Raw genomic sequence first — 21,605 nt, forward strand, 5'->3', positions numbered from 1 at the left:
TAAGAAATTTCTCATTTGAAAATACCAATCAATCATTGTTTATTTGTACTGATTTTATCAAATATAGAGGAAAGTATGAAAGATGTCCCAACATAAAAATAAGAATAAATAAAATGAAGTTTTCATAAATAGTAAAAGGATGGTTATGTCATCAGTATAGCTATGAAATAGTGTTACATATGAAAAGAGCGTGTTAATAAAATATGAGGTGGTTAAATGGGAAATGAGAAAGTGAAGAATGCAGGGGAAGAAAAAAAGTTATGTCTTTGTATGATTGTTAAGAACGAGTCTAGAATTATGGAAAGATGTTTAAATGCCACAAAATCAATTGTGGACTTTGTTTCTATTTGTGATACGGGATCAACTGATAGTACACCTGAAATTATTGAAAATTGGTGTAAAGAAAATGAAATCCCTGGAACAGTTCATCATGAACCATTTAAAAACTTTGGTTATAACAGAAGTTTAGCAGTTTCATTGGCTCAAAAAACATATCCAGAAGCAGATTATTTATTAATATTAGATGCAGATATGATATTAGAAGTTGATCCTGAGTTTGATAAGACTAGTTTAACGGAAGACCATTATCTTACATTGCAATATGATATTCATATTAAGTATTGGCTTACACGCCTTTTAAAAGCTTCTTTACCATGGAAATCTGTTGGTGTTACTCATGAGTATTGGGATATAGATCGTTCCAAAGTTGGGGCGGATTACAATACGAGGGTAGCTAGGTTAGAGACGCTTGTCGTTAATGATCCTGGGGATGGTGGTAGTAAAGCTGATAAATTTGAGAGAGACGAGAGGTTGTTGTTACAAGGATTAAATGATCCAGAAACAACGCCAGATTTGCATATAAGATATTTATTTTATTTAGCCCAAACTTATTTTCATTTAAGTCAATTTGAAGATTCGATTAAATGGTATAAAAAACGAGTGGAAGCAGGGGGATGGGTTGAAGAGGTGTTCTATTCGTTATTGCGAATAGGATTTTGTTATGAACAATTAGCAAACCGTTCGGCAAATAAGCAACATGAAGTAACAGAAGCGGATGAAAAAGAAACTATGAAGAAGCAAGAAGAACAATATACAGCATTAGCAATTCTTTATTTTCAAAAAGCGTGGGAATATAGACCAACTCGGGCTGAACCATTATACCAGCTTGCAAGAATGTATCGATTAAAATCTCAAAATAATATTGCTTTGATGTATGCGTTGCAAGGGAAGGAAGTTCCTTTCCCGAAAGATGATCTTCTATTTGTAGATTATCATGTGTATGATTACTTATTTGACTATGAGATTTCTATAAGTGCTTTTTATATACCGCATAAAAAACATTTGGGTGCAGTATCACAACAATATTTGGAATCGAAAAAAGAAGAGCTACCGTTTCATATAGCAAATATGGTAGAAAGTAATGCGAAATTTTATTAAATACAATTTCGGTTAAAGGAGTAGTGGAGTAATAATGGAATTAATACGATGGGCGCTAGAACTAGGGGAATCTGTGCATGGAAATACGTATGAAGAATTGATGCCACTACTAGATTATTATTATGATCGTGATCATTTACAAGCGTATTGTATCGCAAATCTTCTTTTGGACATGGACGTAGCAGATGAGCATCGGCAAAGAATTGAATTAAGAAGGTGTATTGCTGCTTATTATGCTGGATTATATAAAGTAGCAAAAAAACATGCAAATGAACTTTTACTTAAATATCCGGATGTGGATTTATATAAAAATAATTTAAGGTTAATGGAAGCTTATTTGAATAAAGAATATGATTATTGTCTTTTTATATGCCCAAAGACGTATGGTAGTTTTATAGATGTCGCGCGAGCTTTGAAATGGCGATTGGAGCAGGAGGGAAATACAGCAATTATTTCAGAAACAATACTAGAAAATGTGAAAAATACAATTGTTTTTGGAGCACATACATATGCACATAACCCGAATCTACTTCCAAAAAATGCGATTATTTATAATTTAGAACAGCTATATGAAGGAAGCCCTTATGCGCACCCACTTTATTTAATGTTATTAAAAGATAGGGAAATTTGGGATTATAGTAAACAAAATATAGCATGGTTAAAACAAAAAGGAGTAGGAAAAGAAATAAAACATGTGGAAATGTACTATGCCCCAACTTTAGAAATAAAAAAAGATGCATTTGAAGATGAGATAGCTGAAGACATTGATATTCTATTTATAGGTGCTCTTAATTCAAGGCGGCAAGCTATTTTAGATCAATTAAAAGCAGTTGCCCCGCATTTAAATATCGTTTTTAAAAATAATGCGTGGGGAATTGTTAGAAATGAGTTGATTGCTAGGTCTAAAATTATATTAAATATTCATTTTTACTTATCAGGCATTCTTGAAACACCTCGAGTTTCTTATGCAGTAGCAAATAAGAAATTTATTATTTCGGAAAATAGTAATCCAGAGGATGAGATAGAGTGGCCAGGAATTGTGTTTACTCCGTACGAGAAAATAATAGAAAATATTATGAAATATGTAGCTTTACCAGAAGAGCGTATTAAATTAGCAGAAAAAGCGTATAACCATTTTGAAGCGAAAGGAAACATAGGCATACTGTGTCATATAGAGGAGGAAAAGTAATTGTGAAGAACTCATACTTTCGTATGAGTTCTTTTTTACGTCAATCATACTATTTTATCAAGCTAGTTCCCTCTTTATATTGTGTTTTGTATAGAAATTTCTGATAATATATAAGTATAACTGGAAAACAAAGGGGAGAAATAATTATGAAACTAGTTGTTATTAATGGCACACCAAGAAAATTCGGTAGAACGCGTGTGGTGGCGAAATATATTGCTGATCAATTTGAAGGGGAGTTATACGATTTATCAGTAGAGGAACTGCCTTTATATAACGGGGAAGAATCACAACGTGAACTAGAAGCGGTAAAAAAATTAAAGGCGTTAGTGAAAACTGCAGACGGTGTAGTACTATGTACACCTGAATATCATAATGCAATGAGTGGTGCGTTGAAAAATTCGTTAGATTACTTAAGTAGTAGTGAATTTGTTCATAAACCTGTCGCATTACTTGCAGTTGCAGGAGGCGGTAAAGGTGGAATTAACGCATTAAACAATATGCGCACTGTTGCTAGAGGGGTATACGCAAATGCCATCCCAAAACAAGTTGTACTTGATGGACTTCATGTACAAGACGGTGAACTGGGAGAAGATGCAAAACCATTAATTCATGATTTAGTTAAAGAATTAAAAGCATATATGAGCGTATATAAAGAGGTGAAAAAACAACTAGGAGTTGAGTGATATGCCATCTCTGTATAAAGATTCACGCTTGTATTTCATTCTAGGGGCCAATAGTTTATCAGCTATTGGTTCTGGGATTGTTATGATAACGATTCCGTGGTTGTTAATTAAAGAAAGTGGTGGAGATACAACGTTTGGTTATGTTTCCATCATCGCAACTCTGATTATGTTTTTATTAACACCGTTTATTGGGCAAAGTATTGATCGTTTTTCAAGAAAATCATTATTATTATGTAATGAAGGTATCGGGATAGTCGTTATAGGAATGATGGCTATATGGGGATTTACTGGGCAACCTTATCATTCAATTCACTATATTCTTATATATATAGCAGGGTCATTTTACTATTTATTATTTTATCCTACAATATTTGCGTTCAACCAAGAGATATTTCAAGCAGAACATTATAAAAATTTAAGTGGAACAATGGAAATACAAGGACAGTTAACACAAGTTATATCCGGAGCGGCTGCTAGCTTCCTTATTGAAATTATCTCTTTAAAATGGATTTTGTTAGTAGATATGTTAACTTTTGCAGGAGCTTTCATCCTTTTCTTATGTATACCGTACGTAAAGAAAAAGGAAGTAAAAAAGAAAGTAACATTTAAGAAGCAATTGTTCGAAGGGATTCACTTCATGCAAAAGCGTCCGAAGTTCTTTTGGTTTTTACTTGCGACTTATATGCCTTTTATTGGTGTGATGATGACAAATTATTTAATCCCGGTATACATTTCAGATATATTAAAAGCCAGTGCCTCAGTATACGCAATAGAAGGTATGATGTACGGTGTCGGAGCGGTTCTTGCTGGAATAGGTATTCCAATTATGATGAAATATATAAAGATAGAAGTTTCAATTGTCATGACGATGCTCATATATGTAATTTCAATTACCGCAATGATTATTGAACCTTCCGTAATGCTATTATATGGACTAGCGATTTTTCATGCGATTGGAAACGCTGGAACAAGAGTGGCGAGAAATGTATTGATGATGGAGGAAATCCCAAACGAAGTAATGGGACGTGTGGACAGCTTATTTCGCTTAATTGGTACAGGAATACGAATAGTATTATTAATGCTGTTTACAGCTGGTGTATCTAAAGCTGGGGTAATGCTCCCGTTTTACGTACTTAGCTGTATATTGATTCTATCATTAGGAATTGCTCTTTATTATGTGATATCACAACGTAAATTCGGAGCGGATGTTCCGAATAAATCACTCGTTTAAAAAATACTTCTGCCTTCCTATCTTTTTCTATATAATAAAAAGAAAGGGAGTGTAAACTAATTTATGAACAAATGGATCTTGCTTATAATCTTATTATTACCACCACTATACATTCTTTATATGACGTTTCGAATGAAAAATGTTGCCCGTGAAAAATTGAGTAATCACTCTCCGTACGTTCTTATATTAGGCGCAAAGTTATTTGGAGATAGACCGTCTTTATCTCTTCAAAACCGTTTGGATGTAGCGTTGGAATATTTATATTCCCATCCTGAAGCGAAAGTAATTGTTTCAGGAGGTCAAGGGGAAGATGAAGATATACCGGAAGCTCATAGTATGAGAAACTATTTAATGGTACATGGTATAGAGGATGGTCGTATTTTAATAGAAGATCAATCTACAAATACGTATGAGAATGTAAAGTTTAGTATGGATTTATATGATGTGAAACATGCGGTAGTTGTAAGTAATACGTATCATTTATATAGAACGAAAATAATTGCAAAGCGTTTAGGCATGAAGATGGAGGCACTAGCTGCTGAAACACCAATGCGTTCTAAGAGGAAAATGTATGTACGTGAATATGCTGCAATAATGAAAACAATATTGTTCGACCGTTAGAGCTCAAATAGGGGCTCTTTTTTTGTAGAATAATGCGTATCATTTGAAATGAATTCCATCTTCCATCAAAATAAAGGAAACAACGATAAAGGAGTTGTATTTGTGATTCAATTTAATCATGTGTCAAAAGCGTATGAAGATGGCACGAAAGCAGTGGATTCATTGCATTTAGAAATTAAAAAGGGAGAGTTTTTTGTCCTTATTGGTCCGAGTGGCTGCGGGAAAACAACGACAATGAAAATGATTAATCGTTTAATTGAAACGACTGAAGGATCGATTTTAATCGATGGAAAAGATATTCAACAATATAATATAAACGAATTACGTTGGAATATAGGATACGTGTTGCAGCAAATCGCTTTGTTCCCGCATATGACAATTGCAGAAAATATTGCAGTTGTTCCTGAAATGAGAAAATGGAGCAAAGAAAATACAAAAGCCCGTGTCGATGAATTGCTACAGATGGTCGGGCTAGATCCAGACGTATATCGCGATCGTATGCCTGATGAATTGTCAGGAGGTCAAAAGCAGCGCGTTGGTGTTGTACGGGCATTAGCCGCAAATCCGAAAATCGTTCTTATGGACGAACCATTTAGTGCGTTAGATCCACTAAGTAGGGAGCAGCTTCAGAAGGATATTGTACAATTGCAAAAAAAGATTCAAAAAACAATTGTATTTGTAACGCATGATATGCAAGAAGCGTTATCGCTTGGCGATCGTATTTGCATTATGAAAGAAGGAAAAGTTGTTCAATTAGATACACCAGAAGGAATTGTACATAATCCGAAAAATGAATTTGTAGAGGAGTTCATTGGAAATCGTGGACGACCTTGGTATGAGGGCATGAATATAGGAGATGTAATGCCGCTAGACGATCGCACACGAGTTGAAGGGATTGCTTTATCATTGCATTCTCCTTTACAAGAAGCACTTATTCGCTTACAGACTGAAGAATCAGTGCCAGTTGAAGAAAATGGTCAATATGTTGGAGCTTTAACAAGTCGTCATATTGTCAATTACATAGTTGAACAAATGAAGGAAAGAGGCTAAACAGTGACTGATTTTATACAAACGTTCCAAGAACGAAAAATAGAATTACTAACTGCATTAAGTGAGCATTTACAAATATCGCTTATTTCATTATTTTTTGCAGTAATTATTGCAGTACCGCTTGGCATTTTATTAACGAGAAAAGAACGAATGGCTGAGTTTATTATAGGAACTTCTGCAGTTATGCAGACGGTCCCATCACTGGCATTACTCGGACTTTTAATTCCGTTAGTAGGAATTGGAAAACTTCCAGCCATTATTGCATTAGTTGTGTATGCACTATTACCTATTTTACGAAATACATATACAGGAATAAGGGAGTTAGATGAGTCTTTAATCGAAGCAGCGAGAGCTATGGGAATGAATAGCTGGAAAAGACTGTGGAAGGTAGAGCTTCCTCTTGCATTACCAATTATAATGGCCGGTATTCGTACCGCGATGGTATTAATTGTTGGAACGGCTACATTAGCAGCTCTTATTGGTGCTGGTGGGCTCGGAAAACTTATATTACTTGGTATTGATCGAAATGATCATGCGCTTATCATTTTAGGGGCCGTACCAGCCGCGTTACTCGCCTTATTCTTTGATGTAGTACTTCGAGTACTTGAGAGCCCAAAACGCTCTTCTAAGCGTGTTATATTGACGATATGTATTGTTTGTATCATGATGGCTTCTCCATTTCTTTGGAATACAGAAAAGAAAGATATTGTTATTGCTGGCAAACTTGGATCAGAACCTGAAATTTTAATTCAAATGTATAAGCAACTTATCAAACAAGATACCGATTTACATGTAGAATTAAAACCAGGTCTTGGAAAAACAGCATTTGTATTTGAAGCATTGAAATCAGGTGAAGTAGATATATACCCTGAATTTTCGGGAACAGCTTTATCTACTTTCGTGAAAGAAGAGCCAAAAAGCACAAATCGGGATGAAGTATATGAGCAGGCACGCACTGGAATGGAAAAGAAATATGATATGGTGATGTTGAAGCCGATGGAGTATAACAATACGTATGCACTAGCCATGCCGAAAAAAATAGCAGATCAAAATAATATAAATACAATTTCTGATTTAGGAAAAATGGCACAGGATGCGAAAGTAGGATTCACATTAGAATTTGCTGATCGTGAAGATGGTTATAAAGGAATGCAAAAATTATATAACTATAAGTTTGCAAATGTGAAAACGATGGAACCGAAACTACGTTATAGTGCAATTCAATCAGGGGATGTTAATGTAATCGATGCATATTCAACTGATAGTGAACTTGAGCAATACGGACTGAAAGTGCTAAAAGATGATAAAGGATTATTCCCACCATACCAAGGTGCACCATTATTAAGAAAAGAGACGTTACAGAAATATCCTGAACTTGAAAAAGTATTAAATAAATTATCTGGGAAGATTACAGATGAAGAAATGCGAAAAATGAATTATGAAGTAAATGTGAATGGAAAAAGTAGTGAAGAAGTAGCAAAACAATTTTTACAAAAAGAGAATTTACTTCGTTAATTTTACAAGAAATATACAAATTTATATGTATGAAATGACCGTTCATTACAAAATGAACGGTTTTTTGTGCATACTTATACATTTTTTCAAAAAAGTATTCCATTTTTCTTCATTTTCTTTTAGAATAAGTAATGTTTTCCTGAAAAAATATAAGAGAAACGTCTATTAGAGAAAAAGGTGACTTTAATAGTTGAACGAACATAACACCTAGAATGACAGATGGGGTGGTACAAATAGAAAAGAAGTTAGGATTTTTTCCATTAATTGCATTAGTAGTCGGAACAATGGTTGGTGGCGGTGTTTTTAGTTTACCGCATGATTTAGCAGTAGGAGCAAATAGCGGCTCTATAATAATTGGCTGGTGTATTACAGCGATGGGAATGATTCCACTCGCGCTCGTATATCAAACGTTAGCAAGACAAAAACCAGAGCTTGAGGGCGGAATTTATAGTTATGCACGTGCTGGTTTCGGTGAATATATTGGATTTAACAGTGCTTGGGGATACTGGTTAGCAGGAATTTTAGGAAACGTTGCAACAATCATGTTACTGTTTAGTACATTAGGTTATTTTTTCCCCATTTTTAAAGGTGGAAATAATGTTGCGTCTATCGTAGGAGCATCACTTTTATTATGGACACTTCATTTTCTAATTTTATTTGGAATTCGTGAAGCATCTATTATGAATGTTATTGCAACGATAGGGAAATTAGTTCCAATCGTATTATTTATTGTTGTAATGGTAACAGCGTTTCGCTGGGATACATTTACACATGATTTTTGGGGAGAAGGAACGATCTCAGTTTCCTCTATACTAGGCCAAGTGAAAAATACAATGCTTGTAACTCTTTGGGTTTTCATTGGGGTTGAAGGAGCGGTTGTATTATCTGGTAGAGCGAAAAATAGCCGAGATGTTGGTAAAGCGACAGTACTTGGACTTATTTTAGTAATGTCTATTTATATTTTAATTTCTGTCTTGTCAATGGGAGCGATGTCAAGAGGAGAGCTTTCCGTGTTAGAAACTCCGTCAATGGGACATGTATTAGAGCATGTTGTTGGGACATGGGGCGCAGTTGCGATTAACATCGGATTAGTTGCTTCACTTGTAGGTACATTAATAGGCTGGTTTTTACTTGTTTCTGAAATTTCCCACGTAGCAGGAAAAGATGGCGTGTTTCCAAAAGTCTTTACGAAAACAAATAAAAAACAAACGCCACATATGGCATTATGGATCTCAAATGGCGTTGCCCAAATTATATTTATAATCGTTCTGTTTTCAGAATCGACTTATCAAATTATGTATTTCATAGCGTCAACATCAATTTTAGTACCATATTTATTATCAGCGTTATTCCAATTCAAATTAGTTATTACAAACGAACTAAAAGATGCAAAAGTAAAAAACGGCTCGTTAGCTTTAATTGCTTCTATTTATTCTGTATGGCTTCTATATGCAGCAGGTTTGAAAAATTTATTACTTGTTTCAATCGTATATGGAATCGGGATTATTGTTTACGTGTATGCAAGAAAAGAAAAAGGAAATCGTTGTTTTAGAGGTATTGAGAGATATGTAATGTGGGCAATTGTTATTGCAGCTATCACATCAATCTATATGTTATTGACTGGAAATATAAAAATGTAAAAGTCCTTTTAAATAAAGGGCTTTTTTCTTTGTCTAGAGAATATTTAATACATAAGATATTCAGGAGGGATGAAAATGGAAGAAAAAGAACAGTTAACCAGAATTGTTGATTTAGCGAGTGAAGTAAGGAAAGTATTAGTGCAAGAATCCTTTTTTAATCATCATCCTGAACTACGAGGAGTGATTGAAAATTTAGCAAGTGCTGTAGAGAATTTGGCGGAATTACAGCAAAATACAGATGAAAACGCTGAAGATCGATTACGATATGTACTTGCTAAAATGAAAATTGCACATAATGCCATTTTACAAGAGAAAAAAGCATTTCCATCTCATTAATATACGTTTTCATTTTGAACCTGGCGGATAACGTCAGGTTTTTTGTTTCTAGTTTTTCGTTTCTCTCATACACTAAGAATAGTATGAAAAAAAGAAGGTGACGAAGGTGAAATTACATAAAGCTCTTCAGCCAAGTTTTATAAAAAGAATGTACTATATGAGGTTTATCGGAAAGTTTACAAAAGCAGAGAGAGAGAAGAATGGAGAGAACTTCTTTGTACAATGCCTATCGCCAATACCATTCACGTTACAAGAGCAATTAAAAAATGAACCATACGTATTTGAAGGTTTATGTAGCAATAAAAAGAATGAAAAAGTCTTTTCGGAATTAAAGAAAAGAAAATTAGAAAAGCAACTGGTTATGTTTCGTCTCTATTACGAGAGAGGACATATATATGTGGAGTTAATTTGTGCAGAAGAACCGCGAGAAATGGCTAATGGCTATAAAATGATTCCAGTACCTAAAGTTTCCGAATACAAAAAAGGAGAGTCTTTAGAAAGAAAACTTGGAAATGGCTATTTGTCATTTTTAATGCCCAAATATCCGAAAGACTTTGAGCCTCCTGAATTATTGTGGCACGATGGAAGGTTATATGGAAATATATCTTTAAAGTCCTCATCAATTAGTTCAATTGCCTATTTTGAACAGCAGAGGGAATGTAAGTATATAGACTTTAATGACTGGGGTAAGCATGTAGAAATATCGGTAGAAGATCAATTGTATTTTGTAAGTAATCACATGTATGAGCAATTAAAAAAACGAATGACTGAAGAAGGTAAGCGTGTAGAAGTAGAGGAAATAAAAGTGCACAAGGATGAATGGGAATGGGATGAGCGTGAATCCGTCTTTTTACAGTATGTAAAAAATTTCGTGCGTAATAAAGGGCTCTATTTGGATGAAACGGACATATATAACTTTCATATAAGTGCGAAAACAAATATGTTGACGATTCTAGGTGGTATACCAGGCGCCGGAAAATCCCGTTTTGTGCAAGCTTATGCAGAAGCACTTGGATTACAGCATGGGGAAGAATTGGTGTGGATTCCGATTTCACCATCGTATCAAGAACCACATGATGTACTTGGTTACCTTCATCCAAATGGTACTTTTATTGAAAGTGAAACAAAATTAGTTAGGGCGTTAATGAAGGCGAAAGAAAATCAAAATCAGCTATATATAATCGTTTTTGATGAAATGAATATGTCACATATTGAGCATTGGTTTACTCCATTTCTATCTGTTCTTCAACTTGAAAAGCAAAACCGTATTTTAAATTTGTATGAAGGTGTACAAGAAAAAGAAAATCCAATTCCACCAACAATTGAAATTGGTGAAAATATTATATTTGTAGGCACAGTAAATTTTGATGAAACAACGAAAGAACTCTCAGATCGATTATTAGATCGGACGAATTTAATAACGTTACAAAAGATTCCGTTTTGTGAGATGTATATGGAACAAGAGAAAATTGTGTTACAACCACCTCTGAAAGTAACTGCAGGAGAATTTCGTATAAGTTGGGTCAGGAATAAAGCGATGATCGAGGTGTTTTCTGAAGAAGAGTTAGAGCTATTAGATAAGTTACATGTTGTATTGTCATCACACGATACGTCAAAGGGAATTTCATTTCGATGTGCAAACGCAATCGCAACTTATTTGCAAAATATACCGTTTCAAAATAATCATTCCTATATGATCAGTAGAGAAGAAGGATTTGATCTACAAATCAAGCAGCGTGTACTGACGAAAATAAGAGGAACTGAAATGATGGTTGGGTCTTTGCTTTCTGAAGAAGCAAAAAGGGGGGCGACATTAGTACCTCTTTTACAATCGCAACTTGCAAACAGGGTATCTACATTTGAACACTCTTTAGCATATATAAGAGAAAAGCGGAGAGAACTGGAGTTGTATGGCTATGCAAAATGAAGGGCGCTATGAAACAGAAATCGTTGATACGAAAGAAACGCTCCCTTTTGTATTAAAGTTAATCATTGGATCTGAGGCAAAAGGGGAATATATTTTATTAAATCGTCTTTGTACATCTACTACAGCATTAGTTCAATGTATTTATAAGGTGCAAGAATTAAAGCCAATTAGATTGCATTACCATTATGAAAGTCCGATGAATATTACTTTTATATGGAATAAAGTATATGAGGGACAGAAAAATATAAAAGAGTCAAAATATGAAATAAATGAAAAAAAACAAAAGGTATTAATATATGAACATGGAAAAACGGAATTCTTTTATCCATGGCGTTGTGGCTTATATCATTTTGAAGTGAATATAGAAGATAAAACGTATTATGGCGCTTTTCAAGTCGTTCCAAAAAATTTTTTTGATGATCAATTTGAAATGATTCAAAACTATGTAAAGTCAATTTTAAATGAGTTGATTTTAGATAGAGGTTATTATAAAAAGACTTTCTCTGCACTCAGTGATATTGAAGATTCTTCTTATTTAGTTTTACTTAGAAAGTTGCCGCAAAAAATGAAAAAGATAAAGCAAATTTTTAAGAAAATAGAATTGAGTTCAAGTTTTATACATGAATATAAATGGGAAGAAAAGGAGCGGAAAACAACGAGAAAAGGAGTCATAGTGGCGGAAAGAAAACCGTATGCAAAAAAATATAATCGTAAGTTTATAGAACAAAAAAATAGTAAGGAAAATGCTTTTCTTAAATTTAAAGCGATGCAATTTAATCTCTATTTACTTGAGGCTGAAAGTTTTTTACGTCAAACAATTGAAATATTAGAAAGAGCAAAAAAGAAGAAATCAGAAGAATTTCAAGCTGTAAAAACGATTATACAAACAATTGAGCGTAATGGATCAGTAACCGATAGAGAGAAACAAAAATATAAAAATTTACATTTACTAAAAGAGGCGGATTTGCGAAAAAGTTCTATGAAGATACAAGAATATAAAATATTAGCACATTTTGTACATGAAAGTGTACAATACTTTCAAACTTTAATGCATTCTCCATTTTGGAGGGAAGTTTCCGAAACGGGTAACATGAACTCACATAATTTACCGATACCACATCAACAACTACTACAATATTTAGATTTACTTCCACAATATACAGATCAATCTCCATCTTTATTATTTGTTTATAAACCAACATTTTTAGTGTATGAATATTACGCTTTTTTTATCGTTATTTCCATGTTAGAGCAAATTGGTTTTGAGGCTAGGAATTCCATCCGTGAACAAATACAAGAACATTTTTATGTAGATGGATTACAGGATGGAACGACAGTAGTTTTACACCGAGATGATATGAGAGTACATGTCGCATTCAATGATTTAATTGAAACACATCCTCTTATTGCATTAAGTAAAGGGAGTAATTTTTATAATGGAGAAGACACGAAGAAGCCAGATATTCGCTTAGACTGTTATGTAAAGGAAGAAGAGAAATATGTATATCAATCTTCTATTATTATTGAAGTGAAGTATAGCCCAATGTACAATATTTTTCAGCATGTTGGAAATACGAAAGCAACTGAGCAAATGTATAAGTATTGGTCTATCAAATATGTAGAAGAACAGGATGGAAAGAGAGTATATTATCGAAGGGCCATTTATGAAGTTATTTGTGTATATCCAGGAAGCCATATGCATAGTAAAAAAATTGAGTCCGGATGTGGTGTGTTTTTGCAATTATATCCATATAAAACGAAACAAGGGGAAGAGAAATTAGCCGGAAAACATGGGATGGTACAAATTTTTGAGAAGTGGTTAAAAAGCATGAAGGAGTAAAAGAAATCCTTTTTTATAAAGGATTTTTTTAGATTAAGAAGAATTATATGCAGTATGGAAGACAGCTTTATACGATTTGAATTTGTAAGTAATATAAATATGTTGTTAGAAGAAAGGTACATGAGGGATAAAAGACGATTAAGATGGAATTTAATTCATTTTGCAGAATATAATAAGTCATAAATATTTTTAGTTGCATACGAAGATTTGTTCTTATATGATAGATAGTGAAAGCGTTATCAAAAACAGAGCGGCGATGGGAAAGGCGGGTAAATATGTTCCAGCGTGTTCAAACAAAGGAAGAACATTTTTGGTTCGAGCAACTATGGGGAGATTTTTGTGAAGAAAGAAACTTAATGTTTGTAGAACGTAATTTAAATCCATCACGATTTTTATTAATAGAAGATGAACATCATATCGGTACAGTAGAATGTATTAAGTATACGGTACCAGAGCAATCAAATTCTGAGTTTTTCTATCCGTTTTCTAAAAATGATTTAGTAAAAGATTTGAAAAATGTATATGAAATAGGCAAGTTAAGTATTGCGAAAACGTCTCGTGGGAGAGGACACTTCAAAAGACTAACAGCTATTTTATTTATGCATGCATTAGAAACGAAAGCAGAATGGTATATTGCAGCAGTTACAAAAAGAATGTATATGTATTTAGTAACACTTGGTTTCCCAATTGAACCGATTGATAAGCCATTTCAGTTTCATGATACTTTACAAGGTGTACCAGTGCGAATTCATGCCCGAAAAGGGGCTACGCATTTGTATTCTTTAAAAGAATTTCGAGATGTAATTCAAGGGAATGCTCATGCACAGGCATTAATCGCAGAATACAGTAAGAATATTATGTTAACCAAATAAAGCGAAATGAATATGTATAATAAAGAGAATGCTATTTTAATATGAAATCATTCTTCATGAAAAAAGACCCTTATTATTGTAATAAGGGTCTAAAATTTATAATCCAAATATACTAAAAATCATTTTGCGGCGCTTCGGTTTCTGTTCACGTTCATATGTTGGTTTCGTATCGGGAGTTATATATATTGGTTCTTCTTTCTTGAGGGCAGCTTCAAGCTTTTGAATTCGCTCTAACATTTCCTCCATTTCACGGCGATGTTGTAAAAGTTGGTATGTAACAACATCATTTGCCTTATCTTGCATCTGTTCTTCCATTCGATCTAGCCTTCTTGTGATTGTGTTTAATTGAGCTGCTAATTGCTCAAAATCATGCGATGATATGTTTTGAACAATTGTATTTACTTGCGTTTTTAATTCTACAACATCGTTTGATGATGTTTTTGGAGACTGCTCTATTTGTGAAAGATGGTATTCTAACATTTGATCTAAATCATCTTGTGTGAAAATAAAATGACCATTTTTATTTTTTTCTATCGTAAGGTTTAATTGTTGTGCAATCCGAGCAACCGCCTTAGGGCTAACACCTAATTTCTTTGCGATAAATGGTGTTTTATATTCCAATATAATCCCTCCTATATATATCCTGTTGAATGATTTCGATCTATGAAGTAAGTTCCCTTCTAGTGTGACAAAAGAAGTGTGGAATCGGCAAAGAAAGTGTTTTTTCACGAAATGAAGCTGTGAAGAATATATCGTGTATATAAAAATGTTTTATCGTAAGATTTAGAATCATTTGACTAAGGGAAATGAATTAGATTATCATAATGATAAATATCTTTTTTATGTATGCATATAATATATAAAAAGGTGGTTGCTAATGTAGAATTTTGTTAGAGTATTAGAATGCTTACTTCACTTGAATAAAATTAAGTAGGAGGTGGCTTCCTTGCTTACAATGTAAGTAAGGAGAAGTATTTGGACATATATAGTATAAGTATAGTGATTGTTTTAATTGCGTTAACGGCATTTTTCGTTGCAGCAGAATTTGCAATTGTTAAAGTGCGAAGTTCACGAATTGACTATTTAATTGCAGAAGGAAATAATCGCGCAACACCTGTCAAAACAGTCATTACAAACTTAGACGAATATTTATCTGCTTGTCAGCTAGGAATTACAGTTACAGCTCTGGGGATTGGGTGGTTTGGTAAACCTGCGTTAAAGCAAATGTTTGACACGCTTTTTGTGAATTTGAACATTTCTACTCAACTGGCAGACATTTTTGCTGTAATTTTAGTGTTTTTGTTTATTACATTTTTACATGTTGTAATAGGGGAATTGGCCCCAAAAACATTTGCGATTCAAAAAGCTGAACAAGTGAGTTTATTTGTTGCTAAACCGTTAATTTTCTTTTATCGTATGGCGTTTCCGTTTATTTGGATCCTAAATGGATCAGCTCGAATTATTACGAAATTGTTAGGGCTGAAACCACCGAAAGGGCACGATGAGGTTCATTCAGAAGAAGAATTACGGTTGTTAGTTTCAGAAAGTTACAAAAATGGAGAAATTAATCAATCTGAATATAAATATGTAAATAAAATCTTTGAATTTGATGATCGTATCGCAAAAGAAATAATGGTACCCCGAACTGAGATGCATATTATTAGTAAAGAAATGCCTGCTGAAGAAGCTTTGCAAAAAATGTCTCGGGAAAAATATACAAGATATCCAGTTGTTGATGGCGACAAAGATCACGTAATAGGCTTTGTAAATTTTAAAGATATTTTCACAGATTTTGTGCAGCATAATGCAGTAAGTAATAAGAAAGTAGAGCAATATATTAGGCCGATCATTTTAGTTATCGACTCTATCCCAATACACGACTTATTTTTAAAAATGCAAAAAGAAAGAACACATATTGCTATATTGATAGATGAATATGGTGGTACATCTGGACTTGTTACAGTTGAAGACATTTTAGAAGAAATAGTTGGAGATATTCAAGATGAGTTTGATACAGATGAACAGCCAGAAATTCAACAAGTTAGTGAAACGAAAACAATTCTAGAAGGGAAAGTGCTTGTTAGTGAAGTGAATACGTTATTAGGTTTAACGATTGATGATAATGGTGTTGATACAATAGGTGGCTGGATTTTAACGAAAAATATAGAAATTGCTGAAGAGGATTTCATCGAAATTGAAAATTATAAGTTTTGTGTGAAAGAATTAGATGGACACTATATAAAGAGACTAGAAGTTACAAAAACTGTAGAATCAATTGTTATCTTAGAAGATGAAAAACAAATTCCATTTCAAGAACAAATTAGTTCGTAGACTCTGCTATATGGCAGAGTTTTTTTGAGCATAATGTTTTTGGCAGAATAAGGGCTATGATACAATGGCATAAGTCAGACCTTTCACTAGGTGAAGTATTGTTTTATACATATATTTGGAAGGAGAAGAATTATGAAAAAGCATTTATATATAAATGGAGATTGGAAGTCTGTAAACACGTATAAACCATTATACGAACCATACTCTGAAGAAACGTTAGCGGAAATTGCACAAGGAACGGAAGAAGATGTACAAGAGGCTGTTACTGCTGCAAAAAATGCAATGAAAAAAATGAATACATTATCAGCATATGATCGTGCGACTATTTTAGAGAAGGTTGCACAAAAAATGGATGAAAGAAGAGAAGAATTTGCAGAGATTATTGCAAAAGAGGCTGCAAAACCAATTCGTGCTGCAAGGGGAGAAGTAGATCGTACCGTTCAGACATACAAATTTGCGGCGGAAGAAGCGAAGCGTATATACGGCGAGACACTGCCACTTGATGCAGCACCTGGTGCAGATGGACGTATTGCATACACAATACGAAAACCGATTGGGGTTATAGGAGCTATTACACCCTTTAATTTCCCATTAAATTTAGTGGCACATAAAGTCGGCCCTGCAATTGCTGCTGGAAATACAGTTGTGTTAAAACCAGCCGATCAAACGCCATTATCGTCTTACGCATTAGTTGAACTGTTTGAAGAGGCAGGATTGCCAAAAGGAGCATTAAATATTATTTCTGGTCCTGGTTCAACTGTAGGTGAGGCGCTAGTTACAAATGATGATGTCGCTTCTATTACTTTTACGGGAAGTCCGAAAGTTGGAATTGGAATTAAGGCGAAGGCGGGGTTAAAGCGAGTTACGTTAGAACTAGGATCAAACGCTGCTGTTATTATTGATGAAGATGTAGAATTAACAGATGAATTAATTGAACGTGTAAAATGGGGAGCATTTGTTAATAATGGACAAGTTTGTATTTCAGTACAACGTGTCTTTGTACATGAAAAGAGAACAGATGAATTTCTTTCAAAGCTAAAGAAAGCAATGGAAACAGTTGTTGTTGGGGATCCATTGCATGAAGAAACGGATGTATCGGCTTTAATTTCGAAAAAAGATGTAGAGCGAATTGAAATGTGGGTGCAAGAAGCTATTAAGGAAGGGGCAGCTGTTTTATATGGTGGTAAGAAACATGATGCAAGGATTTTTGAACCAACTGTATTAACAAATGTTCCAGAGTATGTATCGGTACAGTGCCAAGAAGTATTTGGTCCACTTATGACAGTAAATACATTTAAAGAATTTGATGAAGCGATAGAGCAAGTAAATCATTCACGTTACGGTCTACAAGCAGGTGTATTTACAAATAATTTGTTTAAAGCAATGCGTGCAATTGATGAGTTAGAAGTTGGTGGTGTCATGATTAATGACATTCCAACGTTTAGGGTAGATCATATGCCATACGGTGGTGTGAAAGAAAGCGGCACGGGGCGTGAAGGAATTAAATATGCAATAGAGGAAATGACAGAAATGAAATTAGTATGTATTAAAAAATAAAGTAGATCGAGTTTAAACATCACAATAAAAAACGAGCGGGAAATGTTTACGATTCCATACTCGTTTTTTATTGTTTGTTTTACGTTTTTCAGAACGATTTCATTTAATCAAGTGTACCTTTTACTTCATTTCTTGTTTGAAAATAGCATCCTCTACATAAATTTGATCTTTATCAACAGCAGTGCTATGAGATAATACTAAACCGATTGGTGTTTCTATACCTTTATTTTGAACAATTGTAAAAGGAATATTTTTTTCATTTGCTAATTTAATGTATTTTGATAAATGTGGGTAAGCAATGCCACCATTTAGGAATATTTGTAATGATTGAGAAGAGCGCATGCTACTAGCTACTTCAGAATATACATTACTTTGCATTACTTGACCGATAGTTAAAGCGATTTCTACACGCTCACGTAATGTAGTTAAATACATATTACGTTCTTCTGGTTTGTTCTGCTTTTGGCCGTAAATGCCTTCTTGGAGATAATCTTCCACATTTTTATTTACCATATTTTTCACACCTTTCATTTTCTATTGTACGAAAGAATGAAGCAGGATGCAAAAAAAGTCTCATCAAATGTAAAAAACTTTGAATGAAAGGAAGGAAAATGGAATGAATCAATCTAAACAATTAATAAGGAAATTAAAAATTTTATCAACACATATTAACAAAATGTGACAATAATCTATTAACGAATCGCATTTTTTGTGTTAATATTCAAAATATAAAGGGTGTTCGTCGTATGGAAATGGAGGGAATGGGGGTTTTTCCAATCGATAAGGATATTAAAGAAGTATTTTGTTCGCACTTGAAAAACAACAGGCACCAATTCGTTGAGAACTGGAAAAACAAAATGATAATTTCCGATAAAGATCCATTTAAACTAGAAGCAGTTCAAAATGGAGAGGATTTATTAGAGTTAATTATCGAACTTACTATGGAAGAAAAAGATATAGATTATCTTCAGCCATTATGCGAGAAAATAGCTATTGAACGTGCAGGAGCAGATGCGAATATTGGAGATTTTGTTTATAATGCAAATGTGGGAAGAAATGAGCTTTTTGAAGCGATGTGTGAATTAGATGTTAGCGCACGTGAATTGAAACCAATTATGGCTCAAATACATACTTGTTTTGATAAATTAATTTATTATACTGTTTTAAAATACTCGGAAATTATATCAAGAAATTTAGAGGAAAAACAGCAATATATTAACGAGACACATAAAGAAAGGCTGACGATTTTAGGCCAAATGTCAGCTAGTTTTGTACATGAATTTCGTAATCCACTTACTTCCATTATGGGATTTGTCAAATTATTAAAGGCAGATCATCCTAGTTTATCGTATTTAGATATTATTTCGCATGAATTAGACCAATTAAATTTTCGTATTTCACAATTTTTACTCGTATCGAAAAAAGAAATGTGGACTGAATCAGAAGAATTTTGGCTTAATGATCTGTTTCAAGATATTATACAGTTCTTATATCCGAGTTTGGTCAATGCAAATGTTTCAATTGAAAAGAATTTGCCGTATCCAATTCCGCTTGTTGGTTATCGGAGTGAAGTGAGACAAGTATTTTTAAATATATTAATGAACTCAATTGACGCTCTTGAATCGATAAAAGAAGAACGAAAAATTATCGTTGATGTATTTGAAGAAGATCAAGCAATTCGAATTGTAATAAAAAATAATGGACCAATAATTCCAGCTGAAAATGTAGAAACGATTTTCGAACCATTTGTAACTACTAAAAAATTAGGAACTGGTATTGGGTTATTTGTATGTAAACAAATTGTAGAAAAACATAATGGGTCTATCATGTGTCGTTCAGATAACGATTGGACAGAATTTCAAATTGTGTTTCAAAAATAAACAGTCTACACCAAATGAATGGTGTAGACTGTTTTAATTTGTAAGGATAACGGCTTCTAATTTAGGATCTTTCGTTGAATAACCTAAAATTGAAATGGTATAAATGATGTTCGGTTCGACTTTGAAATTCGGTATAGTTAGCAAGACGCTTGCATTATCTGCGAGTGAAACTTCAATATCTGCTGTACCAGGGCTAACTTCTAAAAAATCTGTAATTTGTTTAAAGAGTACATTTTCAAATAAATGATCTCCACCTTTTAAAGTTACATTTACAACAGGGGTATCCGGAGAAAAATGTACAAAGCGTATTTTTGCTTGACCGGCTGGTAAATGTGTATTATCAAGCATAGGTTGTAATTGTAGATGATTGTCACTATTTATTGCAGCAAAAGTATAAGAGTGATTTCCCATTATTGGTACTAAAGCTGAAAAGATGGGAGTTTCATTGCCGACAGGAACAATATCTATACGGTATTTACCTTGTACTAATGTTAAATAGGGACTAAATTGTTTAAATGAAATATTTTTAATTACCTTTTGCCCGTTTACTAAAATGTCAACCGCAGGTGTATTGGAAGCTGAGTGAAAAAACCTTATGTGTGACGGTAAAGCAGCTTCTTGTGAATCTCTTTTTTCATATGCCTGTACAAGTTTCGTAAGCGCATCATAATATTTCATATATAGCTCTACATATTTTTTAGGGTTATGAAATTGATAGTAACGAGCGAGCTGTTCGTAACGTGCAGCTTCTTGTCCATATTTTTCGATTTCAGATTGGGACATGAACATTCCTCCTTTGTCATCATTAAAACTATATGCGAAGTAAGAAAGAGGTTATGCGGAAAAATTATTTTTTAAAGGAGAAAAATTGAAAACTTATAATAAGAATTTTTTATGGATCAGTGTAGTTTAGGTGAAAGAGAGTAATAAATTTCCAGAGGGTATATTATCACCCCTATTGGATGATGCAATGTGTATTTCGAAATAAAAACCTTAATAGCGTATCAATTGACATATCGAAAACATGTCTTAAAAACCTTAGAAAACTAGGGATTTTTTTAATTATGGGCGAATACACATACAAAGTGATAATTGTCCTACATAAATTATAAAGGAAAGGTAGTTTGAAATTGAGGAAAGGAATGAAATCTTGGAATGGGGATATCCCGTAAGAAATTGTGAGTGGAGTTATGGACGATTTTGTGCTTTAGGCTGTAGGATGAATTTTGAATTTGTAATGCTATTGTTACTATTTACGTTAGCAAGTGAAGGTATTAACTGATAAAAGAGCGTCGTGCCGAACTGATTAATGTGGTTAATCGGTTCTTTTTTTATTGTATAAAACGGATGGGGATGTATGTGAAATCTTGGTTTCTTTAAAATAATTGCTATGCATTTAGTGGGAATAATTGTCGAGATTTGTTTGAAAATATGCAATATAAAGTAGGAGAATAGGAAGGAGTTTAAAGGGAGTTTCGTCGAAGTTTACACAATGT

General features: G+C 33.5%; 18 protein-coding genes. 15 read left to right on the forward strand and 3 right to left on the reverse strand.

What is annotated here, in order from left to right:
- The first annotated feature begins 216 nt into the window (after nt 1-216).
- The 12 genes from MR113_RS05625 (at nt 217) to MR113_RS05680 (ending at nt 14,341) form a co-directional block, all read left to right on the forward strand.
- A complete protein-coding gene (locus MR113_RS05625; RefSeq protein ID WP_242252110.1) occupies nt 217-1,437 on the forward strand; it encodes a tetratricopeptide repeat-containing glycosyltransferase in 1,221 nt (406 codons plus the stop codon).
- Between the two features lie 34 nt (nt 1,438-1,471).
- Nucleotides 1,472-2,626 (forward strand): CgeB family protein, encoded by a 1,155-nt coding sequence (locus MR113_RS05630; protein WP_242252112.1) that lies wholly within the window; start codon nt 1,472-1,474, stop codon nt 2,624-2,626.
- A gap of 146 nt (nt 2,627-2,772) precedes the next feature.
- Complete coding sequence (locus MR113_RS05635; protein ID WP_242252114.1) at nt 2,773-3,309, forward strand: NADPH-dependent FMN reductase; 537 nt, start codon at nt 2,773-2,775, stop codon at nt 3,307-3,309.
- 1 nt (nt 3,310) lies between these two features.
- The gene (locus MR113_RS05640; protein ID WP_242252116.1) at nt 3,311-4,540 is read left to right on the forward strand and encodes an MFS transporter; all 1,230 of its coding nucleotides are present in this window, start codon (nt 3,311-3,313) and stop codon (nt 4,538-4,540) included.
- A gap of 63 nt (nt 4,541-4,603) precedes the next feature.
- Entirely contained in the window at nt 4,604-5,161 is a 558-nt protein-coding gene (locus tag MR113_RS05645) for a YdcF family protein (protein ID WP_242252118.1), read from the forward strand.
- Between the two features lie 102 nt (nt 5,162-5,263).
- Nucleotides 5,264-6,211, forward strand: coding sequence for an ABC transporter ATP-binding protein (locus MR113_RS05650; RefSeq protein ID WP_242252121.1), 948 nt, complete (start codon nt 5,264-5,266; stop codon nt 6,209-6,211).
- A gap of 3 nt (nt 6,212-6,214) precedes the next feature.
- Nucleotides 6,215-7,726 carry an ABC transporter permease/substrate-binding protein gene (locus MR113_RS05655; RefSeq protein ID WP_242252123.1) on the forward strand — a complete coding sequence of 504 codons (1,512 nt, stop codon included), beginning with the start codon at nt 6,215-6,217 and terminating at the stop codon, nt 7,724-7,726.
- Between the two features lie 212 nt (nt 7,727-7,938).
- Nucleotides 7,939-9,366 carry a basic amino acid/polyamine antiporter gene (locus tag MR113_RS05660; RefSeq protein ID WP_061678438.1) on the forward strand — a complete coding sequence of 476 codons (1,428 nt, stop codon included), beginning with the start codon at nt 7,939-7,941 and terminating at the stop codon, nt 9,364-9,366.
- Nucleotides 9,367-9,441: 75 nt separating this feature from the next.
- Nucleotides 9,442-9,702, forward strand: coding sequence for a hypothetical protein (locus tag MR113_RS05665; protein ID WP_000391452.1), 261 nt, complete (start codon nt 9,442-9,444; stop codon nt 9,700-9,702).
- 106 nt (nt 9,703-9,808) lie between these two features.
- Nucleotides 9,809-11,629 (forward strand): AAA family ATPase, encoded by a 1,821-nt coding sequence (locus MR113_RS05670; RefSeq protein ID WP_242252140.1) that lies wholly within the window; start codon nt 9,809-9,811, stop codon nt 11,627-11,629.
- The gene (locus MR113_RS05675; RefSeq protein WP_242252142.1) at nt 11,619-13,469 is read left to right on the forward strand and encodes a hypothetical protein; all 1,851 of its coding nucleotides are present in this window, start codon (nt 11,619-11,621) and stop codon (nt 13,467-13,469) included. Before MR113_RS05670 ends, MR113_RS05675 begins: the two co-directional genes overlap by 11 nt.
- A gap of 275 nt (nt 13,470-13,744) precedes the next feature.
- On the forward strand, nt 13,745-14,341 hold the full coding sequence (locus tag MR113_RS05680; RefSeq protein WP_061678435.1) for a hypothetical protein: 597 nt from the start codon (nt 13,745-13,747) through the stop codon (nt 14,339-14,341).
- Between the two features lie 96 nt (nt 14,342-14,437).
- Here MR113_RS05680 and racA read toward each other — a convergent pair whose 3' ends face one another.
- The gene (racA, locus tag MR113_RS05685; RefSeq protein WP_242252144.1) at nt 14,438-14,962 is read right to left on the reverse strand and encodes a chromosome-anchoring protein RacA; all 525 of its coding nucleotides are present in this window, start codon (nt 14,960-14,962) and stop codon (nt 14,438-14,440) included.
- Between the two features lie 354 nt (nt 14,963-15,316).
- On the opposite strand from racA, the gene MR113_RS05690 reads away from it, so the two are divergent.
- The gene (locus MR113_RS05690) at nt 15,317-16,672 is read left to right on the forward strand and encodes a hemolysin family protein (RefSeq protein ID WP_242252146.1); all 1,356 of its coding nucleotides are present in this window, start codon (nt 15,317-15,319) and stop codon (nt 16,670-16,672) included.
- A gap of 132 nt (nt 16,673-16,804) precedes the next feature.
- The gene (locus MR113_RS05695; protein WP_242252148.1) at nt 16,805-18,229 is read left to right on the forward strand and encodes an aldehyde dehydrogenase family protein; all 1,425 of its coding nucleotides are present in this window, start codon (nt 16,805-16,807) and stop codon (nt 18,227-18,229) included.
- A 120-nt stretch (nt 18,230-18,349) separates the two neighbouring features.
- Here MR113_RS05695 and MR113_RS05700 read toward each other — a convergent pair whose 3' ends face one another.
- The gene (locus MR113_RS05700; RefSeq protein ID WP_242252150.1) at nt 18,350-18,742 is read right to left on the reverse strand and encodes a YueI family protein; all 393 of its coding nucleotides are present in this window, start codon (nt 18,740-18,742) and stop codon (nt 18,350-18,352) included.
- Between the two features lie 233 nt (nt 18,743-18,975).
- Between MR113_RS05700 and MR113_RS05705 the strand changes: the two genes are divergently transcribed.
- The gene (locus tag MR113_RS05705; protein ID WP_333563530.1) at nt 18,976-20,109 is read left to right on the forward strand and encodes a BA2291 family sporulation histidine kinase; all 1,134 of its coding nucleotides are present in this window, start codon (nt 18,976-18,978) and stop codon (nt 20,107-20,109) included.
- Between the two features lie 33 nt (nt 20,110-20,142).
- Here MR113_RS05705 and MR113_RS05710 read toward each other — a convergent pair whose 3' ends face one another.
- Complete coding sequence (locus MR113_RS05710; protein WP_242252152.1) at nt 20,143-20,892, reverse strand: DUF4397 domain-containing protein; 750 nt, start codon at nt 20,890-20,892, stop codon at nt 20,143-20,145.
- Between the last annotated feature and the right edge of the window lie 713 nt (nt 20,893-21,605).

Origin of the sequence: Bacillus cereus group sp. BfR-BA-01379, from assembly GCF_022663605.1 — a bacterium.
In the GTDB taxonomy this organism is placed as follows: Bacteria; Bacillota; Bacilli; order Bacillales; family Bacillaceae_G; genus Bacillus_A; species Bacillus_A mobilis.